We start from the raw sequence: 13,999 nt of genomic DNA, 5'->3' as shown, positions 1-13,999 counted from the left end.
GGGATTACCGTGCATTGGTGTTCAGGGCTTCGGGCAGCCAGGTGACAAGACCCGGAAAGATCGCGAACAGGATCAGCACCAGGACCTGGATCAGGAAGAAGGGCACGACGCCACGATAGACCTGGCCGATCCCGATCCCTTCGGGAAGCACCCCCTTCAGGTAGAACAAGGTATAGCCGAAAGGCGGCGTGATATAGGCCATCTGCGCCGTGATCATGAACAGGACGCCGAACCAAAGCGGGTCGAAATCCAGCGCGATGATGATTGGCAGGAACACCGGGACGCAAAGCAGGATGATCCCGATCTCATCCAGGAACAGACCGAGGAACACCAGCACCAGCACCATGACCCCGAGGATCAGCCACCGGGATGCCTCAAGATTTTCGACAAAGCCGAGCAGGGAATCCGCGCCCCCCGTGGCCACGAAGACCGAGATGAAGGCCCGTGCGCCGATGGTGATCCAAAGGATCATCGCGGTGACGCGCAGGGTGTCTGTTGCGGCCTCGGAGAGCATCGCGGGCGACAGGCGCCGGGTGACGATGGCCGAGATCGCGGCACCGAGCACACCGACGGCCGCAGCCTCGGTCGGGGTGGCGATGCCAGCGTAGATCGAGCCGAGAACGCCGATCACGACGAAGGCAGGCAAGATCAGGCTCTTGAGCTTGGCCAGCTTGACGCGCAGGGGGATCCGCACAGTTTGGTCCGGTTTCGGGGCCAGGTCGGGATTCAGCCAGGTCCGCACCAGGATATAGAGAATATAGGCCGAGGCCAGGATGATGCCCGGTACGATACCGGCGGCAAACATCTTGCCGATCGAGATCTGCGCAGTGATGGCGTAGACGATCGTGACGACGGACGGCGGGATGAGGATGCCGAGCGTGCCGCCAGCGCAGATCGCCCCGAGGGCCAGGGGCGGATAGTAGCCACGCGACAGCATGGCGGGCAGGGCGAGGATACCCATCGCGGCCACGGCAGCGCCAACAACGCCCGTCATCGCGGCAAGCAGGGTGCAGATGGCAATCGTGCCGACCGCCAGCCCGCCGTTGACGCCGGAGAACCATGTCTCCATGGCGTCGTAAAGCGCATCGATGATCGCGGATTTCTGCAAGATCGAAGCCATCAGCACATAGAGCGGAATAGCCATCAGGGATTCCGATGTCATCGTCTCGAACGTGTTCAGCACCGCAACGATGAGCGCGGCCGGCCCCCAGAGCAGGATGGTCGAGATGAAGGCGATGGCGCCCAGCACGAAGGCCAGGCCTGCCCCACTGAGCATGAAGACGATGAGGGAAAGGAACATGAAGGCAAGGGTCAGGGTGCTTTCCATCATGCACCTTCCTTTCGGGAAGAGACGGTCAGTCCGACATCGGCCAGCGCCTGGAGCAGCAGCAGCAATGCGGCAAGCGGCAGAAACGCCTTTGCGGGCCAGATCACCGGGTTGAACGCGGAATAGCTGGTTTCCCCATAGCTGAAGGATTGCCAGACAAGAGGCAGGCTGAACCACAGCAGGATCGCGCCGGTGACGGCGGCAAGGGCCAGGCCGACAAATTTCAGCGCGACGGCGAATCCGCCCGTCGCCTTTTCCGAAATGACGTCAACGGCGACATGCCCGCCGAGGTGCAGCAGGTAGGGGCCGCCGAGCAGGAAATAGGGGCCAAAGGTCAGGGTGGCCAGCTCGGGCGCCCAGGACGTCGGGCTGTTGAGGAGGTAGCGTGACAGCACCTCCCACAGCATCATCAGGACGATGGCATAGACCAGCCATTTCGCTGCGGTGAACAGCAAACGGTTGAGCGCTGTGATGCGCCGGCACAGGAAGATCATGGAACGCTCCGCAGGTAGGACGCCGCGCCCCGCAAGGTGCGGCGTCTTTTGGGGATTCAGAGAAGGCGCAATTCTTGCATCAGGGCGATCTGGGACTCCATCATGCGGGTCGACAGATCGTCTGTTGCAGCCTTCTTCCAAGATTCCACGGCCTGATTGCGGGCCTCGGCAATATCCGCCGTATCAAGATCGATGATCTCGACGCCCGCGTCCTGGTATTTCTTGAGGTATTCACCGTCCGATACGATGATGTTCTGGCGCAGGCTGCCGGAAATCTCGCGTGCAGCGACGGCGAGGGCGGCCTTTTGCTGATCATCCAGCGCGTCATAGGCCCGCGTATTGGCGACATAGGAGGTTGCCGTTGTGGGCTGATGGACGCCGGGCAGGATCAGGTATTTCGCGACCTCTTGCAGACCTTCTTCGTAGTTGGCCTTGATATCGCCCCGGTCGGCAACCTCGATCAGCCCCTTGTCGAGGGCGGAATAGACCTCGGAGGTCGGCAGGGGAGAGACGGCAACGCCGAAATCACCCATGACAGCCGCCGCAAGGCCCACGAAACGCCCCTTCAGCCCGTTCAGGTCTGCAATCTTGCGGATCGGTACGGTCGAATGCATCGGTTCCTGGCCATAGACCGTGGGCGCGACGTAGGTCAGACCCGCGGGGGCATAGCTTTCGCGTGCCATCTCCAGCCCGCCACGTTCGTAGAACCATGCCTCGTATTGGTCGGGATCGGGGAAACCGAAGGGCACGGTGGACGAAAAGCCATGCGCGGGGATCTTGCCGGCGGTATAGCCATCGAAGGTCTTCATCATCTGGAACGCGCCGCCGCGCACAGCGTCGAAGGCCTGCGCCGAGGGCACGATCTGGCCACCCGCGAAGGGGGTGATTTCCAGCGACCCGCCGGTAAGCTCGGCGACGCGCGCGCAAAACATCTCCTCGTATTTCATCGGCGTGGTGCCACCGCCCCAGAGGGCCTGCATGCGCCATTTCGTGGCGCCGGCAGCGCTGGCCTTTCCGGCCGTCAGAAGCGCGGGCGCAGCTAGGGCCGCCGCCCCAAGGCGCAGGAACGCGCGCCGTTTGGACATAGTCATATTGTATCCTCCCTTATGTGAAGTTCAGGCGCCCTCCAGCACCTTTTTCGCGTGTGCGACACTGACGTCGCCCGCAGCGACCAGGGCCTTGGCGACCCGGTCGATCTCTGCGCCGGCTGCGCCAGCGGTAATTGCGATGTTTCTGGCGTGCAAGGCCATGTGTCCGCGCTGAATCCCTTCGGTCGAAAGGGCGCGCAGGGCGGCCATGTTCTGGGCCAGTCCCACGGCTGCCGTCACTTCGCCCAGCTGCTGAGCCGAGGTCATCTGCATCAGGCGGAGCGCCGCCTGGGCGGCCGGATGCGTGCGTGTGGCCCCGCCGACAATTCCAAGGGCCATCGGCATTTCCAGCGTACCGACCAGCGCGCCGTCAGCCGCAATTTCCCATGTCGTCAGCGAGGTATAGCGCCCCGAACGCGCGGCATAGGCATGTGCCCCCGCCTCGATTGCGCGCCAGTCATTGCCGGTGGCGACGACGACCGGGTCAATGCCGTTCATGATACCCTTGTTGTGGGTGGCCGCCCGGTAGGGATCGACCAGCGCAAGCGCGCAGGCCTCGACCATGCCCTGTGCGACGTCGGCACCGGCCAGAGTCTTGGTGGTCAGGGCGTCGGCAGGTATGCGCACGCTGGCGGTGACAAGGCGGCGATCTGCAAGGTTGGACAGGATGCGCAGGCGCACCTTGCCGCCGCTGATCTCCTCGACCTTGGGCGCCAGCATTTCAGCCATGGAGTTGACGGTATTCGCGCCCATTGCATCGCGCACATCGACCATCAGGTGCAAGACGACCATCGGACCGATGGGCGAGGTCGCGAAGACCTCGATCTCGATATCCTTGCAGCCGCCCCCCAGGTCCACCAGCACGGTATCGCGGGAATTTGCCATTTCGATCAGGGCCTGGCGTTGCGACAGAAGGCGTGCACGGGCACCGAAGGGATCGCCGAGGCTGACAACCTGGATCTGGGCGCGCATGATGGGCAGCGTGCTGCTGGCGGTGAAACCACCGCCGGCCCGCGCGATCCGCGCCATGTAGGAGGCCGCTGCGACGACCGAAGGCTCCTCCACCGCCATCGGGACCAGATAATCACGCCCATTGACGGTGAAGTTGGTCGCGACCCCGAGGGGCAATTCGAATGTGCCGATCACGTTTTCGATCATGCCGTTCGCCATTTCGATCGGCAGGGCACCCTGTCCCGACAACAGGCCATCATCGGATTGATCCAGACCGGCGCAGCTGGTGACCGTACGGCGCCGTGTGGCCGGATCCATGTCGCGCATCCCCTCGATCCGGGAATTGGTGTCGGGGGTCTCTATGATTGGCCTGCTCATGAACGCTCCTCCTACGTATTGGCGGAGTTATCGAGGAGCAAAACGGATTTGTATTGGTACAGTTCAGGAAAATGTCTCTGTACTGTACCTGCCAAAATTAGGGTACACCTGCTTATGGTACAGACAAAGACAGACCGGATTTTTCATGCCCTGCGCCAGCGGATCGAAGCGGGTGACCTGGCAGAGGGCGTCAAGCTGATGTCCATTCGCAGCGCCGCGGCGCATTTCGACGCCTCCAAGAACATCGTGGTGACCGCTTATGACAGGCTGGTCGCACATGGTCTGGCGACATCGCGACAAGGGGCGGGTTTCTATGTGTCGCGGCGCGTGGCGGCAAGTGCCGAGCCGGTCAACCTGAGGGAGGCAAGCGACAATATCAGCCTGCTTCATGCCCAGTTGGACCGGCCATATACCGTGCTGGTGGGCGATGGACGCCCGCCGGGATCGTGGTTGCTGACCAGTGCACCTGCGGTGACATTGACCAGTGAAGAGGTCGGCTATGGGGCACCGCACGGGTTGATGGCGCTGCGCGAATGTATCGCGGCGGGTCAGATTGCGGGCGGAATAGAGGTTTCTCCCGCGCAGGTCGTCACGACCTTTGGGGCCAACCATGCGCTGGATCTGGTGTTGCGGCGTTTCACCCGGCCCGGCGATACCGTGTTGGTGGACGATCCGGGATACTACCCGTTGTTTGCCAAGCTGACACTGGCCGGTGTCAATTTCGTCGGGGTGCCAAGGACACCGCGCGGGCCCGATCCCGAGGCGCTGGCCAATCTGGCGGTTCAGCACAACGCGCGCATCTTCTTTACCCAGTCGCTGGCGCAGAACCCGACAGGGTGTTCTATCGATCTGCCCACTGCGCACGCGATCCTCAAGGTTGCGGCGCAGCAGGATATGCTGATCATCGACGACGACCCGTTCATTGATCTGCCGGGGGTGCAGGGCATCCGTCTGGCGCAACTTGATCAGTTCAGCCGAGTCATCCAGATCGGCACCTACAGCAAGATCCTGTCACCTTCGCTGCGCTCGGGGTTTATCATTGCCAATGCCGGAATTGCAGACAGCCTGGCCGAATTGAAGATGATCCTCGTCGTGAACAGTTCCAGTTATACCGAGCGCCTGATCGCCCAGATCATCCGCACACGTCGCTATGAAAAGGTGCGCAACGGTCTGGCGCGACGACTGGAGAGGGAGCGCACGACAGCCATCACCAAGCTGGACACCCTGGGATATGAGTTGTTTGCGCCACCCGCAGGGGGGCTGTACGGCTGGGTCCGTCTACCGGAGGGCACAAAGGATCTGGAGGTCGCGCATGTCGCAGCGGGCCATGGTATCTTTCTCGCGCCGGGCACGCTGTTCAGAGCCGGTGAGGATGACAGTCTGCCGGGTCTGAGGATCAACTGGAGCCGCGCGAACGACAGCCGTTTCTTTTCTTTCCTGAAAGGATTGCGCTGATCGCCGGATCGACTGCAAGGTCCGTCCGGCCAACCGCGCTCACGAGATCGCGGGCAGATGGCAATGCACACCCGAGGACGACCTGCGCAAATGGGGCAGGGGCCTTGGGTCGGCCTGACATCTCTCGCAACGCATGTGCGCATGATCTCAAGGGTATTACGAGATCTGCAATGATCACCAAGAAGGGTCGCCAAAATCGGTGGCACGGTCGGGGACAAAACGAGACTCTCGACCGGATAAAGCTGGCGCAAAGCGCCGCGTGGGCTGGTCGGTCATTTGATGTGGGTGGGCAATCGCCGCCTATCCCGGGTTCACTGTCACCTCGCGGTCGTTCGGAGCGATGCGCCCGCGCACATTGTCGGGTGGCGGCACGCAGCAAGTGTAGTGGCCCGGCGCAGTTGAGGGCGTGGAAAGTTGCGATTACCCCCCTTGTGAGACGAACTGATCCCCCATTAGAATGCCTGTATTGTAGGCACGTTACCGAAGATGGAGATCATTCGATGAAACACACGACATTCTGGGCGGGAATCGCCCTTGCTGCCGCGCTGACGACAGGGTCTGCCAGTGCGCAGGACATGTCCTTTTTCCGCATCGGTACGGGCGGCACCGCTGGCACCTACTACCCGATCGGTGGCCTCCTCGCGAATGCGATTTCCAGCCCGCCGGGATCGCGGGCCTGTGACGAGGGCGGCTCTTGCGGCGTTCCCGGCCTGGTTGCCTCGGCGCTGTCGGCGAACGGGTCTGTGGCAAACATCAACGCGATTGCCGGTGGCACGCTGGAGTCGGGCTTTTCGCAATCCGACGTTGCAACCTGGGCCTATACCGGCACCGGGATCTGGGAAGGCAAGGAGCCGGTCGAAAAGCTGCGCGCGATTGCCAACCTCTATCCTGAGTCGATTCACCTGGTGGCCCGCGCCGATGCCGGCATCACCTCGGTTGCAGACCTGAAGGGCAAGCGCGTCTCGATGGACGAACCGGGGTCGGGCACGCTGGTCGATGCACGGATCATCCTTGATGGTTACGGCCTCGGCGAAGACGACGTGACGGCCGAATTCCTCAAGCCCGATCAGGCGGCGGACCGGATGCGCGATGGCGCGATGGATGCGTTCTTTTTCGTCGGCGGCTTTCCCGCCGGTGCGATCGCCGAGCTGGCAAGCCAGTACGATGTGACCATCGTTCCGATCACCTGCGAAGAGGCACCGTCGATCTGCGAAAACTATGGCTTCTTCTCCAAGAACACCATTCCCGGCGGTACCTACGAAGGCGTCAGCGATGATACCGAGACGCTGTCCGTCGGCGCCCAATGGGTCACCTCGGCCGATCAGCCCGAAGAGCTGATCTATGGCATCACCAAGGCGTTGTGGAACGAAAACACCCGCAAGCAACTGGATGCCGGCCACGCCAAGGGCAAACTGATCACGGCCGATACCGCGCTGGACGGCGTTGGTATCCCCCTGCATCCGGGCGCCGAACGCTTCTACAAGGAAGCCGGCCTGCTGTCCGAGTGATCGCGACGCATCACACATGAACTGAACGGGGCTGCGCTGTGGCGCGGCCCCGAATTTTTATTGGGGGACACGGACATCTCCGTCGGTTGTTGTCCGCCCTGCACCTGCCCCGAACATTGTCATCCCGGAGACAGCAATGACACAAGACCGATCCCCCGCGCCGCAGCAAGGCGAAGACGTAAAGAGCCTGAGCGCCGATGAGTTGCAGGCGCTGGAAGAAAAATTCGACCCGGAGCTGCGTTTCCGGGTTCTGACCCGGCCGCTGGCGATTGGCGCGTCAATCCTTCTGTTCCTGCTGTCGTGCTATCACTATTACACGGCGGGCTTTGGCATCCCGCAGGCCACCACCCACCGGGGCCTGCACCTCGGCGTGACGCTGGCACTGGTGTTTCTGAGCTTTTCCGCCTTTGGCGCCAAGGAAACCAAGCCGTCGGCACTGGCGCCGTTCGGCCTCCCTCTGACCGACTGGGTCTTCATGATTTCCGGCGCCATCGCGGCGTTTTACGTGCCCTGGATCTATGCGGATCTCGCCTTCCGGGTGGGCAATCCGCTGCCCATCGACATCATCATGGGCACGATCCTGATCGTGGTGCTGCTCGAGGCTGTGCGTCGCTCAATGGGGTGGCCGCTGCCGGTGATCGCGCTGTTGTTCATCGCCTATGCCTATTTCGGGCGCCACATGCCCGGCATCCTGGTACATCCGGGGGCAAGCTGGTCGAACATCGTCAACCACCTGTACCTCACCTCGCAGGGCATCTACGGCACCGCCCTTGGCGTGATCGCGACCTATGTGTTTCACTTCGTGCTGTTTGGCGTGATGGCAACACGCATCGGCCTGGGACAGCTGTTCATCGACCTCGCCTCGGCCTTGGCCGGGCGTTATGCGGGGGGACCGGCAAAGGTGTCGGTCGTGTCCTCGGCGCTGCTCGGCTCGATCTCGGGTTCGTCCATCGCCAATACGGTAACGACCGGATCGCTGACCATCCCGGCGATGATCCGCATCGGCTATCCCCGTCACTTTGCCGCCGCGGTCGAGGCTGCGTCCTCGACCGGTGGCCAGATCACGCCGCCAGTCATGGGCGCGGTGGCCTTTCTGATGATCGAATACCTTGGCGTGCCACTGACCACGATCCTGACCGCAGCGCTCGTCCCGGCCTTCATGCACTTCTTCGGCGTTCTCGTGCAGGTTCACCTTGAGGCCCGTCGCCTTGGCCTGCGGGGCCTGTCCGCAGCCGAACTGCCAAACGTCTGGAAGGTTCTCAAGGCGGGGTGGTTGTCGCTTGTGCCGCTGGTGATCCTCGTCGCCGTTCTGCTGTCTGGGCGCACACCCTTCTTTGCCGCATTCTGGTCGATCACGGCCTGCATCGTGGTGCTGGCGCTGCAACAGGTCATGGCGTCGGGCATAATCGACGGCATCAAGGGTACGATCCACGGCGTCTGGGAAGGTTTCATCCTTGGCGCGCGGCAATCGTTGGCGGTCACCGCCGCAGCCGCCCTGGTAGGCGTCGTCATCGGTATCGTGACCCTGACGGGCGTCGGGTTCAAGATTGCCTACATGGTCACGGGCGTCGCTTCGGACTGGGCAATCGCGGTATCGGGGCTGTTGTCGGCCCTGCCGTTCGAGATCATGGGCGTGCAGACCCTGACGCTGTTGTTCACTCTGCTGCTGACGGCGATCGTCTGCATCCTGATGGGCTGCGGCATTCCGACGACGGCGAACTACATCATCATGGTCGCCGTTGCCGCGCCGGTCCTCGGGCTGTTGCAAGTTCAACCTCTGGTCGCGCACTTCTTCGTCTTCTACTACGGTGTCCTTGCGGATGTGACACCACCTGTGGCCATGGCAGCCTATGCGGGGGCAGGGATCGCGGGATCCAACGCCTTCAAGACCGGCAACACCGCCTTTCGTCTAAGCATGGGCAAGGCGCTGGTGCCATTCATCTTCGTCTTCCAGCCTGCGCTGTTGCTGGTGACGGATGGATTTACCTGGTCGGCGTTCGCCCTTGCCTTCGGCGGCGCGGTCCTGGGCATCTGGGCGTTGTCCGCTGCCGTGTCGAATTGGTTGTTCGCGCCGCTGCACTGGTTCGAACGGATCATCCTGGCACTGGCGGCAATCCTGCTGGTGGCACCCGATCTGACGGCCACGTTGATCGGGATCGCGCTGATCCTGCCCACGGCAATCCGGCAATTGGTGGCGAACAACCGCTCGGGCTCAGACGGCCCGTTGTCGCGCGCCTGACGTTGTCGCGCGCCTGATCCTGGCATCGGGGCCCGTGACCGGGCCCCGATGCTGCTTTGGCGAAAAGAAACGGGTGATGTCGATGGCCTGCTTTGGCACGTGGGCGTGACGCGATACCGGTGGCGCAGTCGGCGCCATGGATCGCAGCCCGCACAAGGCACGCCTTCCTCTCCGCTCAGGGCTTTGAAACCGCGCGCGGAAACGCCGTCAGAGGGCGATTTCGATCCCGGCGTGGCCCGCAAGATAGGCAACCAGAGAGGTCGTCAGATCTGGCGACAGATAGCCGCCTTCCTGCACCAGAACAGTGGGAAAGCCGGCGGCGGCAATCATGTTCCCCGCGCGCCGAAACCCGTCAAACGTCACCTTCAGGCCTTTCAGCGGGTCGTTTTCATGCGCGTCGAGGCCAAGGCTGACGACCAGCGCATCAGGTCCGAACGCGGCGATACGTTCAAGGCTGGCGGAGATCGCATCACACCAGCCATCATCGCCGGTACTCTGATTGAGCGGGATATTGAGGTTGAACCCCTCGCCAGCGCCGCGACCCGTTTCATGCGCATACCCGACAAAGAACGGATAATACGTCTCGGGGGTGGCGTGAATGGACACGAACAGAACATCGTCGCGTTCGTAGAAGATGTCCTGTGTCCCGTTGCCATGGTGCACGTCGATGTCGAGAACGGCGATACGCGGATGTGTCGGCTTCAACGTCTCGACCGCCACCGCCGCGCAGTTGATCATGCAGTGCCCCGCGACCACGTCGGCAGAGCTGTGGTGTCCGGGCGGACGGCAAAGCGCGTATGCAACGCTGTCGCCCTGCTGTACGGCCTCGGCTGCGGCGTGTGCCGCCGCGGCAGCCCCAAGGGTGGCCTTCCAGCTGTGCTGCGCAAGAGGAGCGGAGGTATCGCCCATGTGCCAGCCTGCCTTGCCGACGATATGCGCGGGATAGGTGCGTTCGGAATTCAGCGCATGCACGTTCGGGACCACCTCTGGTCCCGCGCCAGGAAGCGTCTGCCATTCATCCCAGCCGGTTTCGAGAAAGGTCAGCAGGTTCTGGGTATGCACCCGCCCGAGGATTTCGCGGGGAACCGGTGCAGGCGCCGTGACGGGCAATCCCAGACGGTCCAGCCCCGCCAGCAGAAGGCGGGCACGTTCGGCCTGTTCCGCGTTGCGGGCAATCTGGCCCAGAGACAGGCGGAACACCGGATCGTGCGCCTCTGTCTCCTTAGCGTAATAACATTTCATGTCTCGCCCGCCTCCTGTTGCTTGCCGATATGTTCGGTCACCAGATCCTTGGCCACGCCGATGTGATAGGCGATGGCGGCCGCGGCGGCATCGGCATCGCCCGCGGCAATGGCATCGACAATAGGTTCATGCGTTTCGGCCATGCGGTGCGGATCGTCGTAAAGGCGACCGATCACCAGCAGGCCCAGCTTGGTTTCATTCGCGATCTGGTCGAACACCTGCAGGAAACGCTGATTTCCCGAGCCTTCGCAGATCAACCGGTGAAACTGCATGTCGACCGAAACATGGGACATCATGTCCGCGCCCGCTTCCGCCAGCTGATAAAGCTCATCCACCTTGGCGCGCAGGCCGGGCAGGGCGTCCGGATTGGTCAGTGTCAGCGCCCGCACCGCCGCGGTTTCAATGACGATGCGCAACTCATACAGGTCGCCGATCGAACGGGCGGAATTCACCCGGACGAAGAAGCCACGGTTCGTGCGGTATTCCACCAGACCCGAGCTTTCGAGCAGGCGCAGCGCCTCTCGCACCGGGGCACGCGAAAGGTCCATCTGGCGGGCAATGTGGGATTCGGCAAGCCGCTCGCCCGGGCGTATGGCACCCGACAGAATCGCGCTGACCAGGGAATGCGCGACGCGATCGACCAGCCCGTTCCGGCTGAGCGGAAGAAACGGATAGCCCTCAGACAAGGCACTGGTTTCGCGGTTCATACTGCGTCCAAATCTCGATCATCTCACGTGTATGATTATCTGTTGTTTTGTCGTCTGTCGACAATCTTCTTGACTCCGGGCGGCTCAGGCAATCTGTTTCAAGTTGAAAAACGCACTCAGGACGATCCGAAAGGCAGAGCCGATCATGACGTCGCAAACCAAGACGATGCCCGAACAAGCCATGTCGCTGGGCGGCAGCGCTTCTGCCACACCCCGCCGCGCCCCGGACGAGCATGAGATCCGAAAGGATCTTGCTGCGGCCTATCGGGTCATGGCGCTCAAGGGCATGGATGACAGTATCTACACGCATATCTCGGCGCGCCTGCCGGATGGGGAGGCGGGGCAGAAGCGGTTTCTGCTGAACCCCTTCGGGATGATGTTCGACGAGGTGACGGCAGAAAATCTGGTGACCGTCGACGAGGCCGGGGTCATCATCGACGACCCCTATGGCCATGGCGTCAACGCGGCCGGGTTCACGATTCACTCTGCCGTTCACATGGCCCGCCACGACGCCGCCTGCGTGCTGCACACGCACACCGTCGCCGGCGTCGCAGTAAGCTCGGTGAAAGAGGGGCTCTTGCCGCTGAACCAATGGTCGGCGCAATTCCACGGCGCCATCGCCTATCATGAGTATGAAGGCATTGCGCTGGATCTGGAGGAACGCGCCCGCATCGTCGCGGACCTTGGCGCGCTCAACGTCCTGATGCTGCGCAATCACGGTACGCTGGTCTGCGGACGGTCCGTGGCCGAGGCGGTCAAGCTGGCGCTGAACCTCGAACGGTCCTGCAAGGCGCAGGTGGCCGCGCTCTCCATGGGGCTGACGCCGGATCCGCTGCCCGACGATGTCGCCGCACACACCGCGCAACAGTACGCGCGCGCCTATGACCGCACCGAAGCCTCCGACAGCGACGCCGAATGGGCGGCGATCCTGCGCCTGATCGAGCGGTCCGCCCCGGCGTGACGAACACGCGCCAGGATGCGCGAACTGGAAATCTGACAACAATCCGAGACCTGGCAAACAGGTCCGTCATCAACCTAAACCAACAGGGAAACCAAACATGAAACTTCTGAAGGCAACGACTTTCCTTGTCGCCGCCGCCATGGCGACCGGCGCGGCAGCACAACAGGATGGCGGTCGGCTCGACCTGATCGTGCAACCCGAACCGCCGGGGCTGATGCTGGGCCTGGTCCAGAACGGCCCGACGCAGATGGTGTCCGGCCAGATCTATGAGGGGTTGCTGCGCTACAACAAGGATCTTGAGCCGCAGCCTTCGTTGGCGAAGGAATGGGACATCGCCGAGGACGGGATGACCTATACGTTCAAGCTGCAAGAAGGCGTGACATGGCATGACGGCGAACCGTTTTCCGCCGCCGACGTGATCTTCACCACCAAGTTCCTGCAGGACAATCATGCGCGTTTCCGCGGCGCGTTTTCCCACGTGGAAAGCGTCGAGGCACCGGATGACAACACCATCGTCATCCACATGAAGGAACCCTATGGCCCCTTCATCAACGCCTTCGAGGCCGGATCGATGCCGATCGTGCCAAAGCACATCTACGAGGGCACCGACTACGCCACCAACGAGATGAACAATACCCCGATCGGCACCGGCCCCTACAAGTTCGTGGAGTGGGAGAAGGGAAGCTTCATCCACCTGACGAAGAATGAGGATTACTACCTCGACGGGCTGCCCCACATCGACGATCTGTATTACCGCGTGGTGCCTGACGCGGCCTCGCGCGCTGTGGCGTTTGAAACCGGCGAAGTCGACGTGCTGCCCGGCGGCGCGATCGAAAACTGGGATGTCGCCCGTCTGACCAAGATGGACAATGTCTGCTCGACCTCGGACGGCTGGGAATTCTTTGCCCCGCACGCATGGATGTGGCTGAACAACCGCGAGGGACCGACCTCCAACAAGTTGTTCCGCCAGGCTGTCATGTTCGCGCTGGACCGGGAATTCGTCAAGGATGTGGTCTGGAACGGATTTGGCACGGTGCCTACCGGGCCGGTGTCGTCCAAGACCAACTATTATTCCGACGACGTGCCGCAGTATCCGCATGACCCGGAAAAGGCCAAGGCCCTGCTGGAAGAGATGGGCTATGATGGCACGCCCGTGCGTCTGCTGCCCTTGCCCTACGGCGAAACCTGGCAACGCTGGGCCGAGGCGGTGAAGCAGAACCTGGAAGAGGTCGGCATCACCGTCGACATCGACAGCGCCGATGTCGCTGGCTGGAACGAGAAGACGGCCAACTGGGATTACGACATGGCCTTTACCTATCTCTACCAGTACGGCGACCCGGCACTGGGCGTGGCGCGGAACTATGTCGAAAGCCAGATCCAGAAGGGCAGCCCCTGGAACAACGTCGAGGGCTACGTGAACCCGGAACTCGACGCGATGTGGGAAGCCGCGGCGGTGGAACCAAACACCGAGAAGCGCCAGGAGATGTACACGGAGATCCAGCAGAAAATTGTTGAAGATGTCCCGGTGGCCTGGCTGCTCGAGATCGAGTTCCCGACGATCTACCGCTGCGAAGTCAAAGACCTGATCACCACCGGCATCGGGTTGAACGACGGTCTGCGCGACGCCTGGATCGAACAGTAAACCGCGA

The 13,999-nt window shown here is 62.3% G+C and carries 11 protein-coding genes; 5 read left to right on the top strand and 6 right to left on the bottom strand.

Annotated features, from left to right (window positions below; genetic code table 11):
• Window positions 1–4 precede the first annotated feature (4 nt).
• From DL237_RS00555 to DL237_RS00540, 4 genes are read right to left on the bottom strand one after another with little or no spacing between them, the layout of a single operon-like run.
• Complete coding sequence (locus DL237_RS00555) at window positions 5–1,330, bottom strand: TRAP transporter large permease (protein ID WP_233544810.1); 1,326 nt, start codon at window positions 1,328–1,330, stop codon at window positions 5–7.
• A complete protein-coding gene (locus DL237_RS00550; protein WP_119397069.1) occupies window positions 1,327–1,821 on the bottom strand; it encodes a TRAP transporter small permease subunit in 495 nt (164 codons plus the stop codon). The genes DL237_RS00555 and DL237_RS00550 overlap by 4 nt, the downstream gene beginning before the upstream one ends.
• 56 nt (window positions 1,822–1,877) lie before the next feature.
• Complete coding sequence (gene dctP, locus DL237_RS00545) at window positions 1,878–2,912, bottom strand: TRAP transporter substrate-binding protein DctP (RefSeq protein WP_119397068.1); 1,035 nt, start codon at window positions 2,910–2,912, stop codon at window positions 1,878–1,880.
• Window positions 2,913–2,936: 24 nt separating this feature from the next.
• Window positions 2,937–4,238 (bottom strand): hydroxymethylglutaryl-CoA reductase, degradative, encoded by a 1,302-nt coding sequence (locus DL237_RS00540; protein WP_119397067.1) that lies wholly within the window; start codon window positions 4,236–4,238, stop codon window positions 2,937–2,939.
• A gap of 114 nt (window positions 4,239–4,352) precedes the next feature.
• Between DL237_RS00540 and DL237_RS00535 the strand changes: the two genes are divergently transcribed.
• The 3 genes from DL237_RS00535 (at window position 4,353) to DL237_RS00525 (ending at window position 9,440) form a co-directional block, all read left to right on the top strand.
• Window positions 4,353–5,693, top strand: a complete 1,341-nt coding sequence (locus tag DL237_RS00535) for an aminotransferase-like domain-containing protein (protein ID WP_119397066.1) — start codon at window positions 4,353–4,355, stop codon at window positions 5,691–5,693.
• Window positions 5,694–6,193: 500 nt separating this feature from the next.
• Entirely contained in the window at window positions 6,194–7,201 is a 1,008-nt protein-coding gene (locus tag DL237_RS00530) for a TAXI family TRAP transporter solute-binding subunit (RefSeq protein ID WP_119397065.1), read from the top strand.
• A 136-nt stretch (window positions 7,202–7,337) separates the two neighbouring features.
• Window positions 7,338–9,440 (top strand): TRAP transporter permease, encoded by a 2,103-nt coding sequence (locus DL237_RS00525; protein ID WP_119397064.1) that lies wholly within the window; start codon window positions 7,338–7,340, stop codon window positions 9,438–9,440.
• Window positions 9,441–9,647: 207 nt separating this feature from the next.
• On the opposite strand, the gene DL237_RS00520 is transcribed toward DL237_RS00525, so the two are convergent.
• Both DL237_RS00520 and DL237_RS00515 read right to left on the bottom strand, forming a co-directional pair.
• Window positions 9,648–10,682, bottom strand: coding sequence for a histone deacetylase family protein (locus DL237_RS00520; RefSeq protein ID WP_119397063.1), 1,035 nt, complete (start codon window positions 10,680–10,682; stop codon window positions 9,648–9,650).
• Window positions 10,679–11,389: a GntR family transcriptional regulator gene (locus DL237_RS00515; RefSeq protein WP_119397062.1), complete on the bottom strand. Its 711-nt coding sequence runs from the start codon at window positions 11,387–11,389 to the stop codon at window positions 10,679–10,681. The genes DL237_RS00520 and DL237_RS00515 overlap by 4 nt, the downstream gene beginning before the upstream one ends.
• A gap of 181 nt (window positions 11,390–11,570) precedes the next feature.
• Between DL237_RS00515 and DL237_RS00510 the strand changes: the two genes are divergently transcribed.
• Together DL237_RS00510 and DL237_RS00505 are read left to right on the top strand one after the other, a co-directional pair.
• Complete coding sequence (locus tag DL237_RS00510; protein ID WP_119397323.1) at window positions 11,571–12,350, top strand: class II aldolase/adducin family protein; 780 nt, start codon at window positions 11,571–11,573, stop codon at window positions 12,348–12,350.
• Window positions 12,351–12,447: 97 nt separating this feature from the next.
• The gene (locus DL237_RS00505) at window positions 12,448–13,992 is read left to right on the top strand and encodes an ABC transporter substrate-binding protein (protein ID WP_119397061.1); all 1,545 of its coding nucleotides are present in this window, start codon (window positions 12,448–12,450) and stop codon (window positions 13,990–13,992) included.
• Window positions 13,993–13,999: the final 7 nt, after the last annotated feature.

The sequence above is a fragment of the Pseudooceanicola sediminis genome, assembly GCF_003575965.1.
Classification (GTDB): Bacteria; Pseudomonadota; Alphaproteobacteria; order Rhodobacterales; family Rhodobacteraceae; genus Pseudooceanicola; species Pseudooceanicola sediminis.
This window is presented reverse-complemented; position numbering and strand designations above follow the sequence as displayed.

Coding starts and splice junctions, on each gene's coding strand:
- DL237_RS00515 (WP_119397062.1), bottom strand. CDS start 11,389: ATGAACCGCGAAACCAGTGCCTTGTCTGAGGGCTATCCGTTTCTTCCG.
- DL237_RS00555 (WP_233544810.1), bottom strand. CDS start 1,330: ATGATGGAAAGCACCCTGACCCTTGCCTTCATGTTCCTTTCCCTCATC.
- dctP (WP_119397068.1), bottom strand. CDS start 2,912: ATGACTATGTCCAAACGGCGCGCGTTCCTGCGCCTTGGGGCGGCGGCC.
- DL237_RS00510 (WP_119397323.1), top strand. CDS start 11,571: ATGTCGCTGGGCGGCAGCGCTTCTGCCACACCCCGCCGCGCCCCGGAC.
- DL237_RS00505 (WP_119397061.1), top strand. CDS start 12,448: ATGAAACTTCTGAAGGCAACGACTTTCCTTGTCGCCGCCGCCATGGCG.
- DL237_RS00530 (WP_119397065.1), top strand. CDS start 6,194: ATGAAACACACGACATTCTGGGCGGGAATCGCCCTTGCTGCCGCGCTG.
- DL237_RS00520 (WP_119397063.1), bottom strand. CDS start 10,682: ATGAAATGTTATTACGCTAAGGAGACAGAGGCGCACGATCCGGTGTTC.
- DL237_RS00535 (WP_119397066.1), top strand. CDS start 4,353: ATGGTACAGACAAAGACAGACCGGATTTTTCATGCCCTGCGCCAGCGG.
- DL237_RS00525 (WP_119397064.1), top strand. CDS start 7,338: ATGACACAAGACCGATCCCCCGCGCCGCAGCAAGGCGAAGACGTAAAG.
- DL237_RS00540 (WP_119397067.1), bottom strand. CDS start 4,238: ATGAGCAGGCCAATCATAGAGACCCCCGACACCAATTCCCGGATCGAG.
- DL237_RS00550 (WP_119397069.1), bottom strand. CDS start 1,821: ATGATCTTCCTGTGCCGGCGCATCACAGCGCTCAACCGTTTGCTGTTC.